Annotated in this window: 18 protein-coding genes; 6 read left to right on the forward strand and 12 right to left on the reverse strand. The window is 70.8% G+C overall.

All coding sequences use genetic code 11. The features are described from left to right. Nucleotides 1-17 precede the first annotated feature (17 nt). A complete protein-coding gene (locus Q9R26_RS01750) occupies nt 18-323 on the forward strand; it encodes a hypothetical protein (protein ID WP_209133980.1) in 306 nt (101 codons plus the stop codon). 359 nt (nt 324-682) lie between these two features. Here Q9R26_RS01750 and Q9R26_RS01755 read toward each other — a convergent pair whose 3' ends face one another. From Q9R26_RS01755 to Q9R26_RS01765, 3 genes are all read right to left on the reverse strand, one after another. Then, nucleotides 683-1,042 (reverse strand): hypothetical protein, encoded by a 360-nt coding sequence (locus Q9R26_RS01755; protein ID WP_311226388.1) that lies wholly within the window; start codon nt 1,040-1,042, stop codon nt 683-685. 79 nt (nt 1,043-1,121) lie between these two features. Further along, entirely contained in the window at nt 1,122-2,381 is a 1,260-nt protein-coding gene (locus Q9R26_RS01760) for an MFS transporter (protein WP_311226389.1), read from the reverse strand. Beyond that, entirely contained in the window at nt 2,366-2,938 is a 573-nt protein-coding gene (locus Q9R26_RS01765; RefSeq protein WP_262138786.1) for a transcriptional regulator, read from the reverse strand. The genes Q9R26_RS01760 and Q9R26_RS01765 overlap by 16 nt, the downstream gene beginning before the upstream one ends. A gap of 218 nt (nt 2,939-3,156) precedes the next feature. Between Q9R26_RS01765 and Q9R26_RS01770 the strand changes: the two genes are divergently transcribed. The 3 genes from Q9R26_RS01770 (at nt 3,157) to Q9R26_RS01780 (ending at nt 5,265) form a co-directional block, all read left to right on the forward strand. Then, the gene (locus Q9R26_RS01770) at nt 3,157-4,263 is read left to right on the forward strand and encodes an SGNH/GDSL hydrolase family protein (protein ID WP_311226390.1); all 1,107 of its coding nucleotides are present in this window, start codon (nt 3,157-3,159) and stop codon (nt 4,261-4,263) included. Nucleotides 4,264-4,513: 250 nt separating this feature from the next. Further along, nucleotides 4,514-4,711: a hypothetical protein gene (locus tag Q9R26_RS01775; protein ID WP_182064728.1), complete on the forward strand. Its 198-nt coding sequence runs from the start codon at nt 4,514-4,516 to the stop codon at nt 4,709-4,711. Between the two features lie 77 nt (nt 4,712-4,788). Next, nucleotides 4,789-5,265, forward strand: coding sequence for a hypothetical protein (locus tag Q9R26_RS01780; RefSeq protein ID WP_311226391.1), 477 nt, complete (start codon nt 4,789-4,791; stop codon nt 5,263-5,265). Nucleotides 5,266-5,330: 65 nt separating this feature from the next. On the opposite strand, the gene Q9R26_RS01785 is transcribed toward Q9R26_RS01780, so the two are convergent. Genes Q9R26_RS01785 through Q9R26_RS01795 form a run of 3 tightly spaced genes read right to left on the reverse strand, consistent with a single transcriptional unit; the run spans nt 5,331 to nt 7,891 of the window. After that, a complete protein-coding gene (locus Q9R26_RS01785; RefSeq protein ID WP_311226392.1) occupies nt 5,331-5,687 on the reverse strand; it encodes a hypothetical protein in 357 nt (118 codons plus the stop codon). Between the two features lie 3 nt (nt 5,688-5,690). Then, nucleotides 5,691-7,247 (reverse strand): FAD-dependent monooxygenase, encoded by a 1,557-nt coding sequence (locus Q9R26_RS01790; protein WP_311226393.1) that lies wholly within the window; start codon nt 7,245-7,247, stop codon nt 5,691-5,693. Nucleotides 7,248-7,285: 38 nt separating this feature from the next. Further along, nucleotides 7,286-7,891 carry a TetR family transcriptional regulator gene (locus tag Q9R26_RS01795; RefSeq protein ID WP_311226394.1) on the reverse strand — a complete coding sequence of 202 codons (606 nt, stop codon included), beginning with the start codon at nt 7,889-7,891 and terminating at the stop codon, nt 7,286-7,288. Nucleotides 7,892-8,327: 436 nt separating this feature from the next. Here Q9R26_RS01795 and Q9R26_RS01800 point away from each other — a divergent pair, with 436 nt between their 5' ends. After that, complete coding sequence (locus tag Q9R26_RS01800) at nt 8,328-8,840, forward strand: hypothetical protein (protein ID WP_311226395.1); 513 nt, start codon at nt 8,328-8,330, stop codon at nt 8,838-8,840. A 59-nt stretch (nt 8,841-8,899) separates the two neighbouring features. Here the strand turns inward: Q9R26_RS01800 and Q9R26_RS01805 are convergent, their stop codons facing one another. From Q9R26_RS01805 to Q9R26_RS01815, 3 genes are all read right to left on the reverse strand, one after another. After that, a complete protein-coding gene (locus Q9R26_RS01805) occupies nt 8,900-9,880 on the reverse strand; it encodes an alpha/beta hydrolase (protein ID WP_311226396.1) in 981 nt (326 codons plus the stop codon). Next, nucleotides 9,873-11,414, reverse strand: a complete 1,542-nt coding sequence (locus tag Q9R26_RS01810) for an MFS transporter (RefSeq protein ID WP_311226397.1) — start codon at nt 11,412-11,414, stop codon at nt 9,873-9,875. Before Q9R26_RS01810 ends, Q9R26_RS01805 begins: the two co-directional genes overlap by 8 nt. 146 nt (nt 11,415-11,560) lie before the next feature. Further along, nucleotides 11,561-12,184: a flavin reductase family protein gene (locus Q9R26_RS01815; protein WP_311226398.1), complete on the reverse strand. Its 624-nt coding sequence runs from the start codon at nt 12,182-12,184 to the stop codon at nt 11,561-11,563. Between the two features lie 133 nt (nt 12,185-12,317). Here Q9R26_RS01815 and Q9R26_RS01820 point away from each other — a divergent pair, with 133 nt between their 5' ends. Beyond that, the gene (locus Q9R26_RS01820) at nt 12,318-12,680 is read left to right on the forward strand and encodes a hypothetical protein (RefSeq protein WP_182064720.1); all 363 of its coding nucleotides are present in this window, start codon (nt 12,318-12,320) and stop codon (nt 12,678-12,680) included. A 109-nt stretch (nt 12,681-12,789) separates the two neighbouring features. Here Q9R26_RS01820 and Q9R26_RS01825 read toward each other — a convergent pair whose 3' ends face one another. From Q9R26_RS01825 to Q9R26_RS01835, 3 genes are all read right to left on the reverse strand, one after another. Beyond that, nucleotides 12,790-13,752: a glycoside hydrolase family 16 protein gene (locus Q9R26_RS01825; RefSeq protein WP_311226399.1), complete on the reverse strand. Its 963-nt coding sequence runs from the start codon at nt 13,750-13,752 to the stop codon at nt 12,790-12,792. A 291-nt stretch (nt 13,753-14,043) separates the two neighbouring features. Next, on the reverse strand, nt 14,044-15,369 hold the full coding sequence (locus tag Q9R26_RS01830) for an alpha-hydroxy-acid oxidizing protein (RefSeq protein ID WP_371830604.1): 1,326 nt from the start codon (nt 15,367-15,369) through the stop codon (nt 14,044-14,046). Beyond that, the gene (locus Q9R26_RS01835; protein WP_311226400.1) at nt 15,366-16,853 is read right to left on the reverse strand and encodes a rhamnulokinase family protein; all 1,488 of its coding nucleotides are present in this window, start codon (nt 16,851-16,853) and stop codon (nt 15,366-15,368) included. The genes Q9R26_RS01830 and Q9R26_RS01835 overlap by 4 nt, the downstream gene beginning before the upstream one ends.

Consider the following 16,853-nt stretch of genomic DNA (forward strand, 5'->3'; position numbering starts at 1 on the left):
CCAATAAGCTCGCCACCGTGACTGCACTGCACGCCGGGCGACGCTTCGGCGCGACCCGAGGCGAATTCGCCCTCCTGATGACCGTGACCGTCGTCCTCGGACTCGTGGTCCCGGCCGGCGGGCCGCTCGCCGCGTTCGGCTCGCTGCTGACCGGCGTCCGGAATGACCGTCGCCGCGTCCGTGCCCTGTTCATCGTCGGCCTGAGCCTGTCGGTGCTGCAGGTCGCATTCGTCGCCTTCTCGCTCTGGGGTCCGACCCAGGTCTGCGTGTCGACGAACGGCGGCCCTGAGACCTGCCAGACGTACTGGCCCTGGGAAGGCTGACGCGCCGTCGATGTGACCTCGGGACGGATGGGCAGCTCATCTGATCGAGCCTGTTGCACCACGGCTGGACCGACGGCCCGGCCGTGCCCGAACTGCCCCAGGACGAAGCAGCGCGGAGGACGCTCGGCGACCTCGATGTGCCCGGACACCTCGATTTCGACCCCTGGCGGAAGTCCGACGCAACCGAGGAGACAGAGTTCGATCGTGCAGCGCCCGGTTCCGTAGCTCGATCGGTCAGGGAGCGTGCTCACCACGAGCGACCTCGAACGCATCGAAGCTGCCTCCCCGCACGGGGTGGCTGTCGGCACTCGCAACACCGAAGCAGGAATGGCACGCGACCGCGGCTGACCCGACGCGAGTCAGGGCGGGGCTTCGCGGGACCAGTAGTCCGCGCGGACCACGAGGAGCTCCCCCTGGACCTCCGAGGTCAGGTTGACGACGCGGGGATCCCACAGCGTCCCGGGCCGTCTCGCGAGCGGCTCGGTGCCCAACGCTGTCGACAGTTCGGACGGGCTCACCCCCGTCGGTGGCTGCACGGACACGACCGACCAGCATCCACCGGATGCGCACTCCTTGTCCTCGTGGACCACCTTGCTCCCGGCAGGCAGGGGAATCGACGACGACGTCGGCACGTCGCCTTCCGTCGCCCCCGCGAACAGCAGTGCGGCGCGCAGTCCGATGAACAGGACGGCCGCGGCAGCCAGGATCAGAACGGTCACGACGATCGCTCGTCGGGTGTTCGTCCGGTGCCTGGCCACCTCCGCAGCCTAGGCGGCGGCTCGGGCGGACCACCGGATGTCAAACCGTCGGTCCCGCTGACACCGTGACCCGGCGGCGCTCCATGAGCCGCCACGATCCGCCGAGCAACGGTGTGAGCGTCACGACGGTGTAGAGGACCGCGATGCCGGCGAAGGTGGCCTGGACCCCGACCCCGTCGGCGGCGAGCCCGGCGAGCAGGCCGCCGACGGGGATGCCCGCCCACGCGCCGGCACCGAGCAGTCCGAACACCCGCGCACGCATGTGCTCGGGGATGCGCTCGAGCTCCACGGCGCCGAGGATCGGGTTGATCGAACCTGCCGCGAGACCGGAGAGCGCGGCGGACGCGAGCATCCACGGCAGGCCGAGCCCGAGCGCCGGGACCACGAGGGACGGCCCGCCGGCGAGCACGAAGCACAGGGCGAAGACCACCCGCCGCGGCACGCGGTGTGCCACGTACCCGAAGGCGACGGAGCCGAGGAACGCTGCGCCCCCGAAGACGCCGGTGACGAGCCCCAGTGCCTGCGCGCCACCCAGCTGCTCGTCGGCGTAGAGCGGCAGGAGTGTCGTCGAGCGTGCGGCGTCGAGCAGGTTCGTCACGAGCACCAGCGCGACGACGAGCCGGAACAGTGGGTCGCGGACGCAGAACCGGAACCCGTCGGCGATGTCGCGCCAGTACCCTTGCGACTCCACGGGTTCGGCGGACTCGACCGGTGCCGCCGCACCGCGGACCGTGAGTGCCATGAGCAGCGCGGACGCCCCGAAGGCGATCGCCACGCAGGCGAGAGCCGGCATCGGACCGAGGACGGCGACCAGGGTTCCCCCGAGTGGCGCACCGATCAGCACCGACAGCCGTGAAGAAGCCTCGAAGTGGCCGACGGCGCGTTCGAGCGGGACATCCGCCGCCGTCGCGAGCCCCGGGAGGAGCACACGTCGCGCGGACTCGCCGGGGGTGTCGAAGAGGCCGCTGACGAAGACGAGCGCGAGGAGTGCCCAGAACGGCAGACCGACGGTCCAGGCGAGCACCGGCATCGCGAGCAGGGTGAGCCCGCTGATCACGTCGGATGCGACGCTGGAGCGGACGAAGCCCACCCGCTCCACGAGAGCCCCACCGAACGGGCCACCGAGCACGATCGGCACCGTCGCCATGAACGCGGCGATGCCGACGTCGGTCGCGGACCCGCCACGCGTGAGGACGGCGAACGGCACGGTGATGGTGGTGACGACGTTCCCGATGCGCGACACCACCTGCACCGCGAGCAGTGCGCGCAGTTGCGCGCGGGGGCTCAACCGCGCGGCCATCGGTACGCCTGGTTCAGCACGAAGACCTGCTCGGACCCGTCGCCGGTGCGGTGGACGGCGGCCACGTCGGCCCAGCGTTCCACGACCCCGCGGAGTTCCTCACCCATGTCCTGGAGCTCGGCTGCCGTGAGCCGGAGCACGCGGTCTGCGCTCGAGGACGCTGCCACCCATTCGCGGCCGAACGTCGGTGCATGGTCGACGAAGGCTTCGTAGTTCGCGGCGTACACGCGGGCGACGGCGTGGTCGAGGGCGTTCGTGGCGAGCAGCCGCTCCGGGTCGTCCAACGCGTCGGCGAGCTCCCAGACGGAGGCGTCGTGCGCGGCTCGCCACCAGCGCTCGCGGCGGTCCGTGCCAGCGTCCGGAGCGGGTTCGATGAAGCCCGCGGCAGCCAGCCGGGTGCAGTGGTAGCTGATCGTGCCCGGAGCCTCATCGATCACCTCGCCGATGGTCGCAGCGGTCTGCGCGCCGTTCGCGCGCAGCAGGCCGAGGATGCGCAGCCGCGTCGGGTGGGCGAGGGCGCGCATCTGGGCGGGGTCGTCGATCCGTCCGTGGGTCACGGGACGACCGTACATGCACAAGAGATGTTGTGCAATCGGTCGCGAGGTGAGCCCGACGGCCGTGCAGACCGGATGACGCTCCGTGCCCACGGACAGCGGCGCCCGGAGTGCGTCCTCCGCACCTTGTGGCCCTCTCATGGTGCGAGGTGCTCCACCGGCCTACCGTCTACTTGTCAGACGATCGTCTGGCGAACAGGCCCTCTGGAAGGAACCGCTCCATGCGTCACACTCCTCGCCTCCGCCGAACCGGTGCCCTGCTGATCACCAGTGGCGTCCTGACGGTGGCATCGCTCGCGGTCGGGACGGCCGGGCCTGTCTCCGCGGCGACCACCGACGGTGCAGCGCCCGTCGGGTCTGCGGTCGCAGTGTCCTCGTCGCCCGGCCGGACGGACTACGTCGCCCTCGGGGACTCGTACGCGGCGGGCTTCGGGGTGGCCCCCTACAGTGCGACCCCTGCGGTCGGCTGTCTCCAGTCCACGACCGACTACCCCCACCAGGTCGCAGCCTCCCTGGGGCTGCGACTCGACGACCGGACCTGCACCGGCGCCACCACCGACAACATCACCCGGTTGCCACAGTCGACCGGTGCCGGACGTGGAACCGCACCCGTCCAGGCCGATGCGCTGTCGAAGGACACGGACCTCGTCACCGTGTCGATCGGCGGCAACGACCTCGGGTTTACCGATCTCATCGCGAACTGCCTCGCGCTCACCAAGGACGGTCCGGTGTTCTCGGAGATCCACGGCAAGACCTACGACCACTGCAAGGACTACTACGCACCGGTCGTGCACGGCGTCGAACGGGATCGTCTCGCAGCGCGCATCCGCACCGTCGTCGCACCTCGGCTCGCGTCGACGTTCCGCGTGATCGCGCAGCGCGCCCCGCGGGCGAAGGTGTTCGTCGTCGGCTACCCGATGATCGCGCCGAGCTCGGCACGGTCCCCGAAGGGATGCTTCTCGAGCCTCCTCGGTGATTCCGGACTCGAACCGCCGTTCCCGCAGAACGCGTTCCCCTTCACCGCCACCGACACCGCCTACTTCCACCGCACGCAGAACGCGCTCGACGGAGCGGTCAAGGCTGCGGCGAAGGCTCGTGGGTTCACCTACGTCTCGACGCTGCGGGGTTCTGCCGCGCACACGCCCTGTGCAGCGTCGGGTTCCGCATGGATCTCGGGACTCACCCTGACCGACCACGGCACCGCCGCCGACAGCGCACCGCTGTCCGGGACGAAGTACCGGATCCTCTTCGGTGCACTCCACCCGAACGCGGCCGGCATCGCGTACCTGCGTGACCAGACCAAGGCCGCGATCGTCGGATCGCGCTGACACTCCAACGGCGGATCTGGTCGCGTCGTCGACGCGACCACCAGACGGACGGGAGGCCCGGTGCCAGCTGGCACCGGGCCTCCCGTCCGTCGCTCCTGGACTTCCGGGCGGGCTCGTCTTCCTGCGGAAGCTCGTCCGGCGGATCGCGGGCCGGCGGGCCCTTCGCGCGGAACACGACGATGACGAGTGAGGCGCCGCGGCGAGGGGCAGCGGTCGATCCCTCGGCGCGTGGAAGCAGTAGGTTCGGCACGTGGACGTCGTGAGCGCGAAGGTGTTGGGCACCGCCGCCATCGTGTCCGGACTGGTCTTCATCGCGACGTCCATCGTGCGTCTGAGTCGTCCGGACCTCGACGTGTTGCTCGTGGTCCTCAACATCGTCCTCGGCACCCTCCTGCTGGCCACCGGCTTCAGGCTCTGGCGATCGGCGCTTCGACGAACGAATCGCTGACGTTCGGTGATCGGCGGTTGGGGACGGTGACAGCATCAACCGAGGGCGCAGCCCTCCGGTACAGCGGGCAGCGCTTCGTGTCGTTCCGGGCGAACGGTGCTGACTTCCGCTGGATCGACGTCCTCACATTCGACGCGGCCCGCACGGCTTCCGACGAAGAACTGCTCGCTGCCCTGATCGGGAACCCTTGGTACTCGGACACCTACGCGGGACCGCGCGAGGAGGAGCCGGAAGCAGGAGAGATCCACGGCCCGTACCTCCTCGCCCACATCACGGTCCCCGCGTTCCAGCGTCGCGAGCGCAGAGCAGTCGCGGACCGGATCTGGGCGTGGGCCCTGAGAGAGGGTGACCTGCCCCCGGAACTGCTCTCGGCAATCGGGGCGGAGACACGGGCGATCGAGGCCGGGGGCTCGGATGTCTGGGAGCTTCCAGACCTCGGAGCCGGTGCTCTCCACGAGTGGGGAGGGGTCGTCGGAGCGGCGGGATTCATCGAGTTCGTCGCCGTGTCCAGGAAGCACGGTGTGCTGACGCTCCTCGTCGCCAGTGACGATTGAGCGTTGCAAGTCCGCTCGGGCGGAGGCGATCCACGTCCTTTCGTCCGCATGGGACTGTTCAGCGGTCAGATGAGCAGCCCGATGGTGAGCGCGACGATCCCGCCCGCCGTGAGTAGTGCTGGTCCCGCGACCCGGCCGGGAGCGGGCTGTTCCGTCGTACGTGCGAAGAAGGCGGCGACGAGCATCGACGTCGCGCCTCCGTAGATCAGCATGAAGGCTTCGGGGAAGAAGCCGATGATGTGGACCACGAGCCCGGCGAAGATCGTCGATGCCGACGTGAACAGGTGGGCTCTGGAAGCTGCTGGGAGCTCAGGCACTGCTCGTGTTCTGAGGAACAGACCGACCAGGCACCAGATCGAAGCGGTCGCGAAGAGCGCGCCGCTGATCGAGACGATCGCGGCTCCGATCACGTCGAGGTTCACGCGTTACTCCTTTCCGGTACAGCCGTGTTCGGGTGTTCCGAACCAGGCGGAGAGTGCCTCTGTGAGGGAGGCGGGGTCGGTGTGTGACCAGGCGACGAATCCGTCGGGACGGATCAGCATCGAGGTCTGTTCGCGCGTCGTGGCCAGCGGCACGTGGTCGATGCGGTCGTTCCACGGGGCGATGGTGTCGTGGTGTCCGCCCGTCGCGTCGAGCAGGATCGGACGGGCGGTGCGGAGCAGTTCCGGGATCCTGCGGACGGCCCCGTCGACGAGCTCGACCGTCGTCGACGGCGCGAACCGTCCGGTGGGACCGTCGGGGTCCATGCAACCCATGTCGTAGCGAACGTCCGACCCGGCGAGGAGGTCTCCGATGCGCTGCACGGTGGTCGTGTCTGCGAGCATCTCGGCGAAGAGGTCGCGGAGGGCGGTGACGTCCGAGCCGGGCGCCATGAGCGCGGTCTGCGCCTGGGTCTGCATGAAGACGCGTTGTCCGAGTGGGCGGCGCTCGGTTTCGTAGGTGTCGAGCAACCCCGCGGGAGCCCAGCCGTGGAGGGCGGCGGCGAGTTTCCAGGCGAGGTTCGCCGCGTCCTGGAGTGCGAGGTTCAGGCCGGGTCCGCCTGCGGCGGAGTGCACGTGTGCGGCATCGCCGAGGAGGAAGACCCGCCGGTCGCGGTAGCGGTCAGCGACGCGTGTGTTCCGACCAGTCAGCCGGCGCAGCAACGTCGGCTCGTCGGCGGCCGGCGCGTCGAGGTCGAGGCGGACGCCGAGGACGCGCTCCAGGCTGTCCTCCATCTCGGTCAATGTCATGGCTGCTCCCTCACCGGGGAAGCTGCGGTCAGGCTGGTCCTCCCATTCCGCGGTGTAGACCAGCGGGTGCGCCGGGTCACGGAGGGCGATGGTGACGACGCCGGTCTCAGTGCGGTGGAAGCTCTCGGCGATCTCTCCCAGACCCGCGACGTGCACGTTCCCGGGGCCGGCGGGCGTCAGCTGCGCAGTTGGTGCGATCAGGGCTGTGCGGTCCACGATGTGGTGGTCGGTGTTGCCAGGGAAGCCGATACCGGAGCGCTTCCGAACAGTGCTTCGCGCCCCGTCACTGCCCACGAGGTACTGCGCCGACACGGTGCTCGCAGCTCCGGTCGCGACGTCGACGACGTCGACGGTGACGGAGTCGTCGTGTTGGGTGAAGGAGCGCATCTCGACGCCGCGACGGATCTCGACACCGAGTTCTGCTGCGCGGTCGTTGAGTACGCGCTCGAGGTCGCGCTGGTTGATGTGGAGCAGGTACATCGGGTTGTGGTCGCCGAGCACATGGAGCGGAAGGGGCAGTGCTCCGAAGAAGAAGCGCGGCGCAGGCGCCGGAACGGACGTCCCGGCGCACCGCTCGAACAAGCCGCGGTGGTCGAGGAGCCGGACGACCTGTCCGGTCAAGCCGTGCGCTTTGTCCCACTGGTTGATCTCGGGGAGGCGTTCGACGACGAGGGGGTTCGCACCCGCGAGCTTCAGCTCGCAGGCGGCGAAGACGCCCACGGGTCCGCCTCCGACGATGACGACGTCGTACATGACGATCTTCTTCCTGACGATGTTCGTGGAGTGCGTGGTCAGCGGAGCTGGTCGAAACCGTCGCCGAGGAGTCGGAACGCATCTCGCAGGAACGGCTGCAGTGGTTGCGGCTCTGCGCGCGCCGCCCAGGCCTCCAGCGTCGTCAACAAGATCGACAGCGCCGCGGCGGACACCAGACCAGGCACGGGGTCATCCGGTGCTGCGTCACTGCGGGTCGCGATGGCGGCCGTGAACACGGCGTTCGCTGCGCGGGCACCTCGGTCGACGGCGGACTGCATGCCTGGAGTCGACAGCACTGCGAGCAGTCCGCTCTGCTCCTCCTGTGAGGGGGTCGTCGTCTCTTCCGCCTCGTACGGAGCGAGCAGCGCCTCCGTGACGGCAGTCCACAGCGGCTCCGCGCGTGGCCGCTGCAGTAGATCGACGGCCGCCGTGCGCACGCGTTGCACGTGGCGGTCCGCGATCGCGTCTTCCTTGCTCGAGAAGTAGTTCCCGAACGTCCGCCTCGACACCCCGACCTCGCTGACGATGTCCTCGACACGGATGTTGTCGAGCCCCCGCTCCCGGGCGAGCAGCACTGTCGTCACGCTCAACGCGTCACGGATCGCTGCCTTCTTCTGCTCACGGAACGAGACCTCGTCTGTCATGACGCCAACGTAGAACAAATTTGCCCATTGGGCAAATTACCAATGGGCAACTAGTGATGTCGGGAGTTCGGCTCACGGGCGACGAGCGGCGTCCGGCCCCGCACTCCAGCCGGCTCTCGGGCTGCCATGGTCGAACCACGGAAGCGGATCGGCCGGCGGGACGGCCATCGGCATCGTCGTCACGGTCGTGTGCGGCGCCGTGCTCACGGGGGTCCGTCGGGCGCTGCGGCGAAGAGCCCGCCGGGACGAAGAGGGGCCCGCCCGCTGAGGAGGCCCAGGTCGGAACCAACGGCGGCAGCGCCGGCGCGAACTCCGAATCGGCGTTGCTGGATACCGCAAGATCGGTGAGGAACCGTCGTGTGGGCTGACTGTCCGGCAGTACGGTCCGGGAACAGCCTGACCCGAGGCTGCGAGAAGCCGACCCGAAGGCGACCCGATGGACAACGGTGACGAGCGACGGCCTGGTGCCCTCGCGTTCAAGGAGCATCTCGGGCTCCGCCGAGTCCGTGCTGAGCCAGTCCCGTTGCAGCTCGGTGTGGCGCGCATGGGGCTCTTCCTCAGCAGCAGGAGTGTCCCGCTCGGATGCGGATCCACGCGCACGATCGGCCCGCGATCCCTGCCGGCCGCCGGGATCGCGGATCTCGAGCGACGCGACGAAGAGCTCGACGAACGCGGCGGGTTCGAGGCACAGCTCGCCGAGGTGCTCACGGAGTCCTGGCCTCTTCTCGTCGAACTCGCTGCAGAGGAGCTGGCGGCGGACACCATCGTCATGCCCGTCGTCGGTGATCGTGTCCACTACAGCCGGGGGTCCGGGCACCTCGTCGGGCTGCAGGGAGTCGTCGTCGCGTCCGATGACGGACGAGCTCTGCCGCGCGGGCTGCGGTACGTGCAGCTCGACGGCGAGGCGTGGCCGATCGTCGTCGCGATGGCGTCCCTGGACCGGATCTAGCCGATGTTGCGACCCGGGTCCGGCACGAGCGCCCCGGTGCGCTCGTGCCGGAGCCGGCGTCACACGGCCGGCCTGAGGAGGCGACCGGTGAACTCGCGCAGGGCCCGCACGGCCCGCTGCGACAGCGTCGCGTCGGGCATCATGCTCGTCGATCCGTGGAACGCTCCCGGCCACACGTGTAGTTCCGCCTGGACCCCTGCCGCCCACAGCGAGCTGGCGTAGGCGACGGTCTCGTCGCGGAACACCTCGGTGCTGCCGCAGTCGATGTACGCGGGCGGGAGCCCGCTGAGGTCGGTCGCGCGGCCGGGTGCGGCGTAGACGGACACGTCCTCGCCACCCCGCCGGTCACCGAGGTAGGCGTCCCAGCCGAACCGTGTCATCTCCCGGTCGGCGACTCCGACACCGTCGAACTGCCGAGCCGACAGGGTCGCGTCGCGGTCGTCGAGCATGGGACTCACGAGCACCTGGCCGATGACGCTCGGCCCCTGCCGGTCGCGTGCGAGGAGGGCCGTGCCGGCAGCGAGACCGGCACCGGCGCTCTGCCCCACGAGCACGATGCGCTCCGGGTCGATGCCGAGTTCGTCGGCGTGCTCGGCTGCCCAGACGAGACCGGCGTAGCAGTCCTCGACCGGGTAGGGGTCCGGGTGTTCCGGCGCCAGGCGGTAGTCGGGGCTGACCAGGACGACGTCGTGCACCAGGAGCCACTCGTCGTAGGAGTCGAGGTTGCCGAGGTGGTGACCGAACATCATGCCGCCGCCGTGGATCGCGTAGGCCAGCGCAGCCGTGCCGGTGCGGCCGAGGCGCTGGATCACGGCGAGGTCGATCGGGTCGCCGCCGAACCCCGGGATCGTGACGCTGCTCCGCTCGAGGCCGCGAGCACGCAGTCCTTCGTCGAGCTGCGCCTCCGTCGTGTCCAGCTGTCGCATCTGCGGGAGCATCTCGGCTGTGAGGTGGAAGCGGCCGCGCGCGTCCATGGCGGTGAGGAAGGGCACGAACTCGGGGTCGAACGGCGGGCGGGGGAGGGCGATGGTGTCAGGCACGGGAGGTCTCCTCGGTGATGGTGATCGGGTCGGTGTGTGCAGGGGTGGTGTCGGCGGGTTCGGCCGGCGCCGCGCCTCGCGGTTCGACGGCGGGCCGGGCTCGGAGCATGCCGACCACGACGAGCAGTGCTGCAACCGCGGCGAGGCCGAGCCCGGCGACGGTGAGGGCGTCCTGGAAGCGCTCGAGCCGGGCGGCGGTCCAGGTGGTCGTGGTGATGCTCCCGGCGACGAAAGCGGCAACGATGGTCCCCGCCGCGGCGACGGCGGCACCGCCCGCGAGCTCGCTCGAAGTGTCGACGAGCGCCGCTCCGACGGAGGTGCGGTCCGCGGGCAGCCCCGTGAGGACCGACGCGCCGGCGACGACGCCGACGACCCGCATGCCGGCGGCGACGAGCACGAGCGCGACGAGCACCCACGGGTACCCGTACCGGCTCAGGGCGCCGAAGACCGCGAGACCGGAGACGACCGAGACGACGCTCGTCCAGGCGGCGCGGCCCAGGCCGACCCGCTGCACGAACGGCCCGACGAAGCGGCCGCCGACGAGCAGCACGACCACCTGCGGCAGCGTCCCGACCGCCGCCAGGGCCGGCGGCCAGCCCCAGGCGAACTGCAGCTGCAGGGTCACGAGGTACGACAGTCCGGCGACGGCCAGACCCGACGCGGCCTTGAACGCGAGGCCGCTCGAGACGAGTGGGCGGGCGAGCAGGTGCAGGTCGATCAGCGGGTGCCGCGCGGTCCGCTCGCGGGCGACGAACCCCACTGCGCAGGTGGCGGCGAGGGCGAGGACGGCCCACCCCCACCAGCCAGCGGCTCCGGACTCGACCAGGATCGTCGGCGCCACGAGGGCTCCGGCCGTGGTCACGGTGCCGAGCAGCGCTCCGACCACGTCGACCGGATCCCGACGCAGCCCTGAATCCTCGTCGCGGGTGACACCGAGCCGGATGCCGACGAGCGCGAGGACCGCGATCGGCACGTCGGCCAGCAGCAGCACCTGCCACGGGGCGACGGCGAGCACGAACCCGCCGACGGTCGGCCCGACGGCCAGCCCCACGAGCCCGGCCGTCGAGATGACGGTGAGCGCCCGCACCCGCAGACCTTCGTCGTCGAAGAGGCGGAACGCGAGCGCCATCGAACCGGGCGTCGTCATCGCCGCGGCGACGCCCATCGCGACCCGCACGGCGATCAGTTGCTCGGTCGACGTGACCACCGCCGTGGCGAGACTCGCCAGGGCCAGCAGGACGAGCCCGGCGAGCATCACCCGTCGGCGGCCGATGCGGTCGGCGACCGCGCCGAAGAGCAGCATGAGCCCTCCGAAGGCGACCGAGTAGGCACCTGAGACCCATTGCAGGCCCGTCGTCGACGAGCCCAGGTCACGGCCGATCGTCGGCAGGGCGACGTTGAGCACGGAGTTGTCGAGCATCTCGAACAGGAACACCGCGGAGAGCCCGGCGAGGGCGATCCAGGCGTCGCGCAGACGAGGAGACGAACCGCCGCCGGGCACGTGCCCGGTGGTGCGAGCGGGACTGGGGGACACGATGGCGCACTCCTTCGAGGGAAGAAGTGGCGACTCGTTCGATGCCGCGTGCGGGTGCGTCGCAGATCGCGGCGCCTTTTACCTCAGTGATCGAGACCATACACGGACCGCCCGCTCGAGGAAAGTCCGCGGTCGGAGGCCGCTCGCTACCGGTACCACTCCTCGTCGATGCCAGCGAGCCGCGAGGGGTGGAGCTCGCCGCCGAGGCCGTAGAACCGCTGGAAGCTCATGATGAGCGGACGCCACAGCGCGGGATCGATCCGGTTCGCGGTCTCCGCCATCCGGATGGAGTCGTGCACGTGGACGCGGCTGATCGCGGCTTCGAAGACGAAGGTGTCGTCGTCGGATGTGAGCGGTCGCGTGTGCACGACGTGCGCTTCGAGGTTGACCGGGCACTCGTCGATCCGTTCCGCACGGACGGTGTCGCCCGGGCGGCCGTGGAGCCCGGCGAGGCGGAGCTTCTCCGGCTCGTGGCGGTACCGGACGTGCGCCTTGCCCGCGGGAACGGGGGATCGTCCGGTCGTGAGGGCGAGTGCGTCCACCGCGGTCACCAGATCGGCGGACGGGAGGTTGATGACGCACTCCCCGGTGGCGAGCAGGTTCCGAGCGGTCTGCGAACGGCTTCCCATCCCGAGGACGGCGGTCTGCCCGAGCCAGAAGATCGACGACATGGGGGCGGTGTTCGTGGTGTCGTCCTCGGCGACGGTGCTCAGCAGCGCCACGGGCGTGCCGAAGTACAGGATCGCGGGGTCGATGGGGGTGTGGTGCACGGCGCTCGGCTCTCGGTCGGGCTTCGCGGCGGTCGCGAGCTCCGAGCCAGTCTCGCCAGGCGCGGGAGCGGTCGCTGGCGGTTTCCCGCCATCGCAGTTCGAGGTGGCGGTGAGCAGGACCTACCCTGGACGGATGCTCTCCCGCCGCGAAGCCGCCGTCCGGCTCGACATCCCCCTCGAGATGGCGACCCGCCACGGCATCCCGTCGCGCCTGAGCGAAGCCGAGCTCGACGCGATCGAGCAGGACCCGCCCGCCTGGCTCGTGCAGTCCCGCGCCAACCGCACCGGCACCAAGAAGGTCTGGACGCGCCTGGAGTGCGTGGTCTGCGGCTTCGACGAAGAAGCACGCCCGAAGAAGTGGTGGCCCGAGTGGGACTACCTGATGTGCGACTACCACGCCCCCTACCAGGCGCCCGAGCCCACCGCCGGCCTGACGCGTCGCGAGGTCGAGGGCATCGGCAGCCGTTTCATCGCGCTCGTCGACGAGGAGCGCTAGCCCACAGGCTCCGCGGTGCCGCCAGGAAGGTCACCACGCAGACGGACGGGAGGCCCGGTGCAAGCTGGCACCGGGCCTCCCGTCCGTACGTGGTGCGGACCTGCGGACGCTACTCGGTCGTCGAGACCCAGTCGATGAGCAGGTTGCCCTTCTCGCCCCAGTTGCCGACCTGGAACATGAAGCGGTGCGGGGTCGTCGGCACGTCGTGCGTGATCGTGCCGAGGACCTTGCCGTCGACGCTGTACGTCACGGACTCGCCGGGGACCCAGTCGATCTTGTAGGTGTGCCAGTCGCGCCACGAGACGCCGGTGCCGAGCCGGACGCGCTCCGCTTCCTTGCCCGGGGTCATCGAGTGGTGGAACACCGAGGGGCTGTCCTCGAAGTTGCCCTCGGGGAAGTCGATCTCGCCGTCGGCCCAGACGTTCGACGTCGGCCACAGCATGAAGGCCGCACCGTTGCCGTCGCCACCGGTCGCCTTCGCGCGGACCGCGAAGGAGCCACCGACGTGGTCCCAGGCACCGTCGGAGGAGCCGAAGGTGCCGGCCGCTCCGGCACCGGTGCCGAGGGCGACGTCCATCACGCCGTCGTGCACCGACACCGTCTTGCTCGGCGCGTAGATGCCCGAGGTGCCGTCGGGGTAGGCCTGCCACGACTGCGGGTAGAGCGACGAGACCAGCCCGGTGACGGCGTCCTCGGTGAAGTCCTCGACGAACGAGGCGTCCGGTGCGATCGCGGAGAGGTCCGCGGGGGAGGCACCCGCTTCGGGCGCCGCTTCCGGCGCAGCCTCGGACTCGGGCTCGGGCTCGGCCTCGGGTGCGGGCTCGGCGACGGGGGCGGAGTCCTCGATCGGCGCGGAGTCCTGCGTGGGCTCCGCAACCGGGGTCCACTCGTCGGTGGGAGCCGGGGTCTCCGTCTCGTCCGGGGCGGGCGCCGGGGTGGGGTTCACCGGGGCGTTGTGCCAGCGGCGTTCGCCGTCCCAGCCCCACCAGGTGCGGGCGGAGGCGGCGGTGGGGACGCCGAGGACCAGGGCACCGGCGGTCGCGACCGCCAGGATCGCGCGGTGGCGGATCATCGGGCGCCCCCTCGGGTGGACGGGGTCGTGGACGTGTGACGTGGGGTCGTGCCGCGCGAGGGCGTGCACGTGCTTCGGGTCGAGATGTCGGGCTCCTCGTGGATGCTCGGGCGCAGGATGCGGGGAGGGACGGACGCACCAGCCGGCCGGATGCCGAGGGTTTCGTTGACGCGTCCACGGACATCTTGCATCATCTGTGACCCGTTCGGGGGGCGTCACGGAAATCGACCGACGAACGCCCGGTGTCCGACCGTCGAACGTGCACGATGCAACGCGCGGCGAGCCGACGGGTCAGACCCGGGGGATCGGCTGCAACCGCTGCAACTGCGTCACGTGCCCCGGCTCGAGTTCGTCGAGCGAGGCCACCCCGAGCAGCCGCATGGTCCGCTCGATCTGCTCGGACAGGATCTGGATCATCCGGTCCACCCCGGCCTCACCACCGGCCATCAGCCCGTACAGGTAGGCGCGGCCGACCATCGTGAACCTCGCGCCGAGGGCCACGGCGGCGACGATGTCGGCGCCGGACATGATGCCCGTGTCGAGGTGCACCTCGGTGTCCTTCCCGACCTCCTTGACCACGGCGGGCAGGAGGTGGAAGGGCACCGGGGCGCGGTCCAGCTGCCGGCCCCCGTGGTTCGACAGCGTGATGCCGTCGACCCCCAGGTCCGCCAGGCGCTTGGCGTCGGCCAGCGACTGCACGCCCTTCACGACGACCTTGCCCTGCCACTGGTCACGGATCCAGGCGAGGTCCTCGTAGGTGACCGTCGGGTCGAACATGTGGTCGAGCAGCTCGCCGACGGTGCCGGACCAGCGGTCGAGCGACGCGAACGCCAACGGTTCGGTGGTCAGGAAGTCGAACCACCACCAGGGCCTCGGGATCGCGTTCACCACGGTCCGGGCACTCAGCTGCGGCGGGATCGAGAACCCGTTCCGCTTGTCCCGCAGCCGCGCACCCGCGACGGGGACGTCCACCGTGACGAGCAGGGTGTCGAACCCGGCCTGCTGGGCGCGGGAGACCAGCGCCATCGACTTCTCGCGGTCCTTCCACATGTACAGCTGGAACCAGTTGCGTCCGTTCGGGTTGGCGTCGCGGACGTCCTCGATCGCGGTGGTTCCCATCGTGGAGAGCGAGAACGGGATGCCGGCACGTCCGGCGGCCCGGGCACCGGCCCGCTCGCCCTCGGTCTGCATCATCCGCGTGAAGCCCGTCGGCGCGATGCCGAACGGGTACGACACCGGCGCCCCGAGCACCTCGCGCGAGGTGTCCACCCGGGACACGTCCCGCAGGATCGCGGGCGTGAACTCGATGTCCTCGAACGCCTGCCGGGCACGGGCGAGCGAGATCTCCGCCTCGGCCGCGCCCTCGGTGTAGTCGAACGCGGCCTTCGGCGTGCGGCGGGCGGCGATGTCGCGGAGGTCCCAGATCGTCAAGGCCTGTTCGAGCCGCTGACGCCGACCCGGCAGCGAAGGCTTCTTGAACTGCATGAGCGGCGCGAGGTCCCGCACCGTCGGCAGCTGCCGCTTGACCCGCGTGCGAGCGGCGGACGCGGAACCGGTCGCGGGCGCCGGTGCCCCGGTCGCGGGGTCGATCCGGTGCTGGTCGTCGGTCGTGGTCATGCGTGGCTCCTGACGGGGGATCGATCCGGATCGGCGCGCGACGACGCCGACGGGGTGTACCGCACGGGCTCGACGCTCCGTGCGACGATGCTGCGGAGTGCCTCCAGTGAAGCCCCTCCGAGGCCAGCGAGTCCAGCGGCGCGCGCCTGCACCAGCACGTTGCCGAGTGCGGTCGCCTCGACCGGTCCGGCCACGACCGGCAGGCCGGTCCGGTCCGCGGTCAGCTGGCAGAGCAGCCGGTTCTGCGAGCCGCCGCCCACGACGTGCACGACCCGGATGGCCTTGCCGGTCACGTCGGCGATGGTGCGCAGGGTCTCGGCGTACGCCGTGGCGAGCGACTCGAGGATGCTCCGGACGAACTCCGCGCGCGACGCGGGGGCGCTCAGGCCGTGCGCCGCGCACCACGCGGCGATCCGCGCCGGCATGTCGCCGGGCGCCGTGAACGACTCGTCCGCGGGGTCGAAGACGGGGACCGGGGCGGTGACGGCCGCGGCGGAGGCGAGCAGGGCCTCCAGGTCGACGTGGTCGCCACCGCGCTCCCAGGTGCGGACGCTCTCCGACAGCAACCACAGCCCGGACACGTTCTTCAGGAACCGGACGCGGCCGTCGACACCGCCCTCGTTCGTGCAGTTCGCGCGTCGCGCCGCGTCCGACAGGACGGGCGCGTCGAGCTCGACGCCGACGAGCGACCACGTGCCCGACGAGATGTAGGCGAAGTCCGGTTCCGTCGCGGGGACCGCGACGACGGCGCTCGCCGTGTCGTGCGAGCCGACCAGCGTCACGTCGGCCCGGCCGCCGACGAGCTCGACGACGGACGGCAGCAGCGGGCCGAGTCGGTCGCCCGGGTCGCGCAGCGTGGGCAGCAGCCCGGCCGGGAGGCCCGCAGCAGCCCGCACCGCCGGGTCCCACCCACGAGTGGTCGCGTTCAGTGCCCCGGTCGTCGAGGCGTTCGTGCGCTCGGCCGCCTCGACCCCCGTCAGCCAGTACCCGAGCAGGTCGGGGACCAGCAGCGCACGCTGCGCGAGCTGCAGCGACGGGTCGGCGGCCCACTGGAACACGGTGTTGAACGGTAGGTGCTGCAGGCCGTTCCGGGCGTACAGCCCGGTGGCGTCCATCCGGTCGTGCACGGGGACGACACCGCCCTGGTGCCGGTCGTCGCGGTAGTGCGACGGCAGCCCGAGCAGTCGGCCGTCGCGGAGCAGGCCGTAGTCGACCGCCCACGAGTCGATGCCGATGCTGGCGATCGCGGGGTGCTCGGCGAACGCACGCCGGAGCCCCTCGGTCACCTGTCGGTACAGCTCGACGACGTCCCAGTGCAGGGCGTCGCGGCCGGTGTCGACGTCGCCCTCGTGCAGGGTGACGGGGCCGTTCGGGAACCGGGCGACCTGGTCCATCCAGACCCGGTCGGGGTCGACGTGGCCGACGATCACCCGGCCGCTGGTGGCCCCGAGGTCGACCGCGGCGACGCTGCCGCTGGTGTGCAT

The sequence above is a fragment of the Curtobacterium sp. BRB10 genome, from assembly GCF_031844325.1.
GTDB classification, from domain to species: domain Bacteria; phylum Actinomycetota; class Actinomycetes; order Actinomycetales; family Microbacteriaceae; genus Curtobacterium; species Curtobacterium poinsettiae_A.

What these genes read in the sequence shown, in the direction of transcription:
- Q9R26_RS01760 (WP_311226389.1), bottom strand. Translation starts at nt 2,381, where the DNA reads ATGGCCGCGCGGTTGAGCCCCCGCGCGCAACTGCGCGCACTGCTCGCG.
- Q9R26_RS01830 (WP_371830604.1), bottom strand. Translation starts at nt 15,369, where the DNA reads ATGACCACGACCGACGACCAGCACCGGATCGACCCCGCGACCGGGGCA.
- Q9R26_RS01770 (WP_311226390.1), top strand. Translation starts at nt 3,157, where the DNA reads ATGCGTCACACTCCTCGCCTCCGCCGAACCGGTGCCCTGCTGATCACC.
- Q9R26_RS01790 (WP_311226393.1), bottom strand. Translation starts at nt 7,247, where the DNA reads ATGTACGACGTCGTCATCGTCGGAGGCGGACCCGTGGGCGTCTTCGCC.
- Q9R26_RS01825 (WP_311226399.1), bottom strand. Translation starts at nt 13,752, where the DNA reads ATGATCCGCCACCGCGCGATCCTGGCGGTCGCGACCGCCGGTGCCCTG.
- Q9R26_RS01795 (WP_311226394.1), bottom strand. Translation starts at nt 7,891, where the DNA reads ATGACAGACGAGGTCTCGTTCCGTGAGCAGAAGAAGGCAGCGATCCGT.
- Q9R26_RS01820 (WP_182064720.1), top strand. Translation starts at nt 12,318, where the DNA reads ATGCTCTCCCGCCGCGAAGCCGCCGTCCGGCTCGACATCCCCCTCGAG.
- Q9R26_RS01800 (WP_311226395.1), top strand. Translation starts at nt 8,328, where the DNA reads ATGGACAACGGTGACGAGCGACGGCCTGGTGCCCTCGCGTTCAAGGAG.
- Q9R26_RS01835 (WP_311226400.1), bottom strand. Translation starts at nt 16,853, where the DNA reads ATGCACACCAGCGGCAGCGTCGCCGCGGTCGACCTCGGGGCCACCAGC.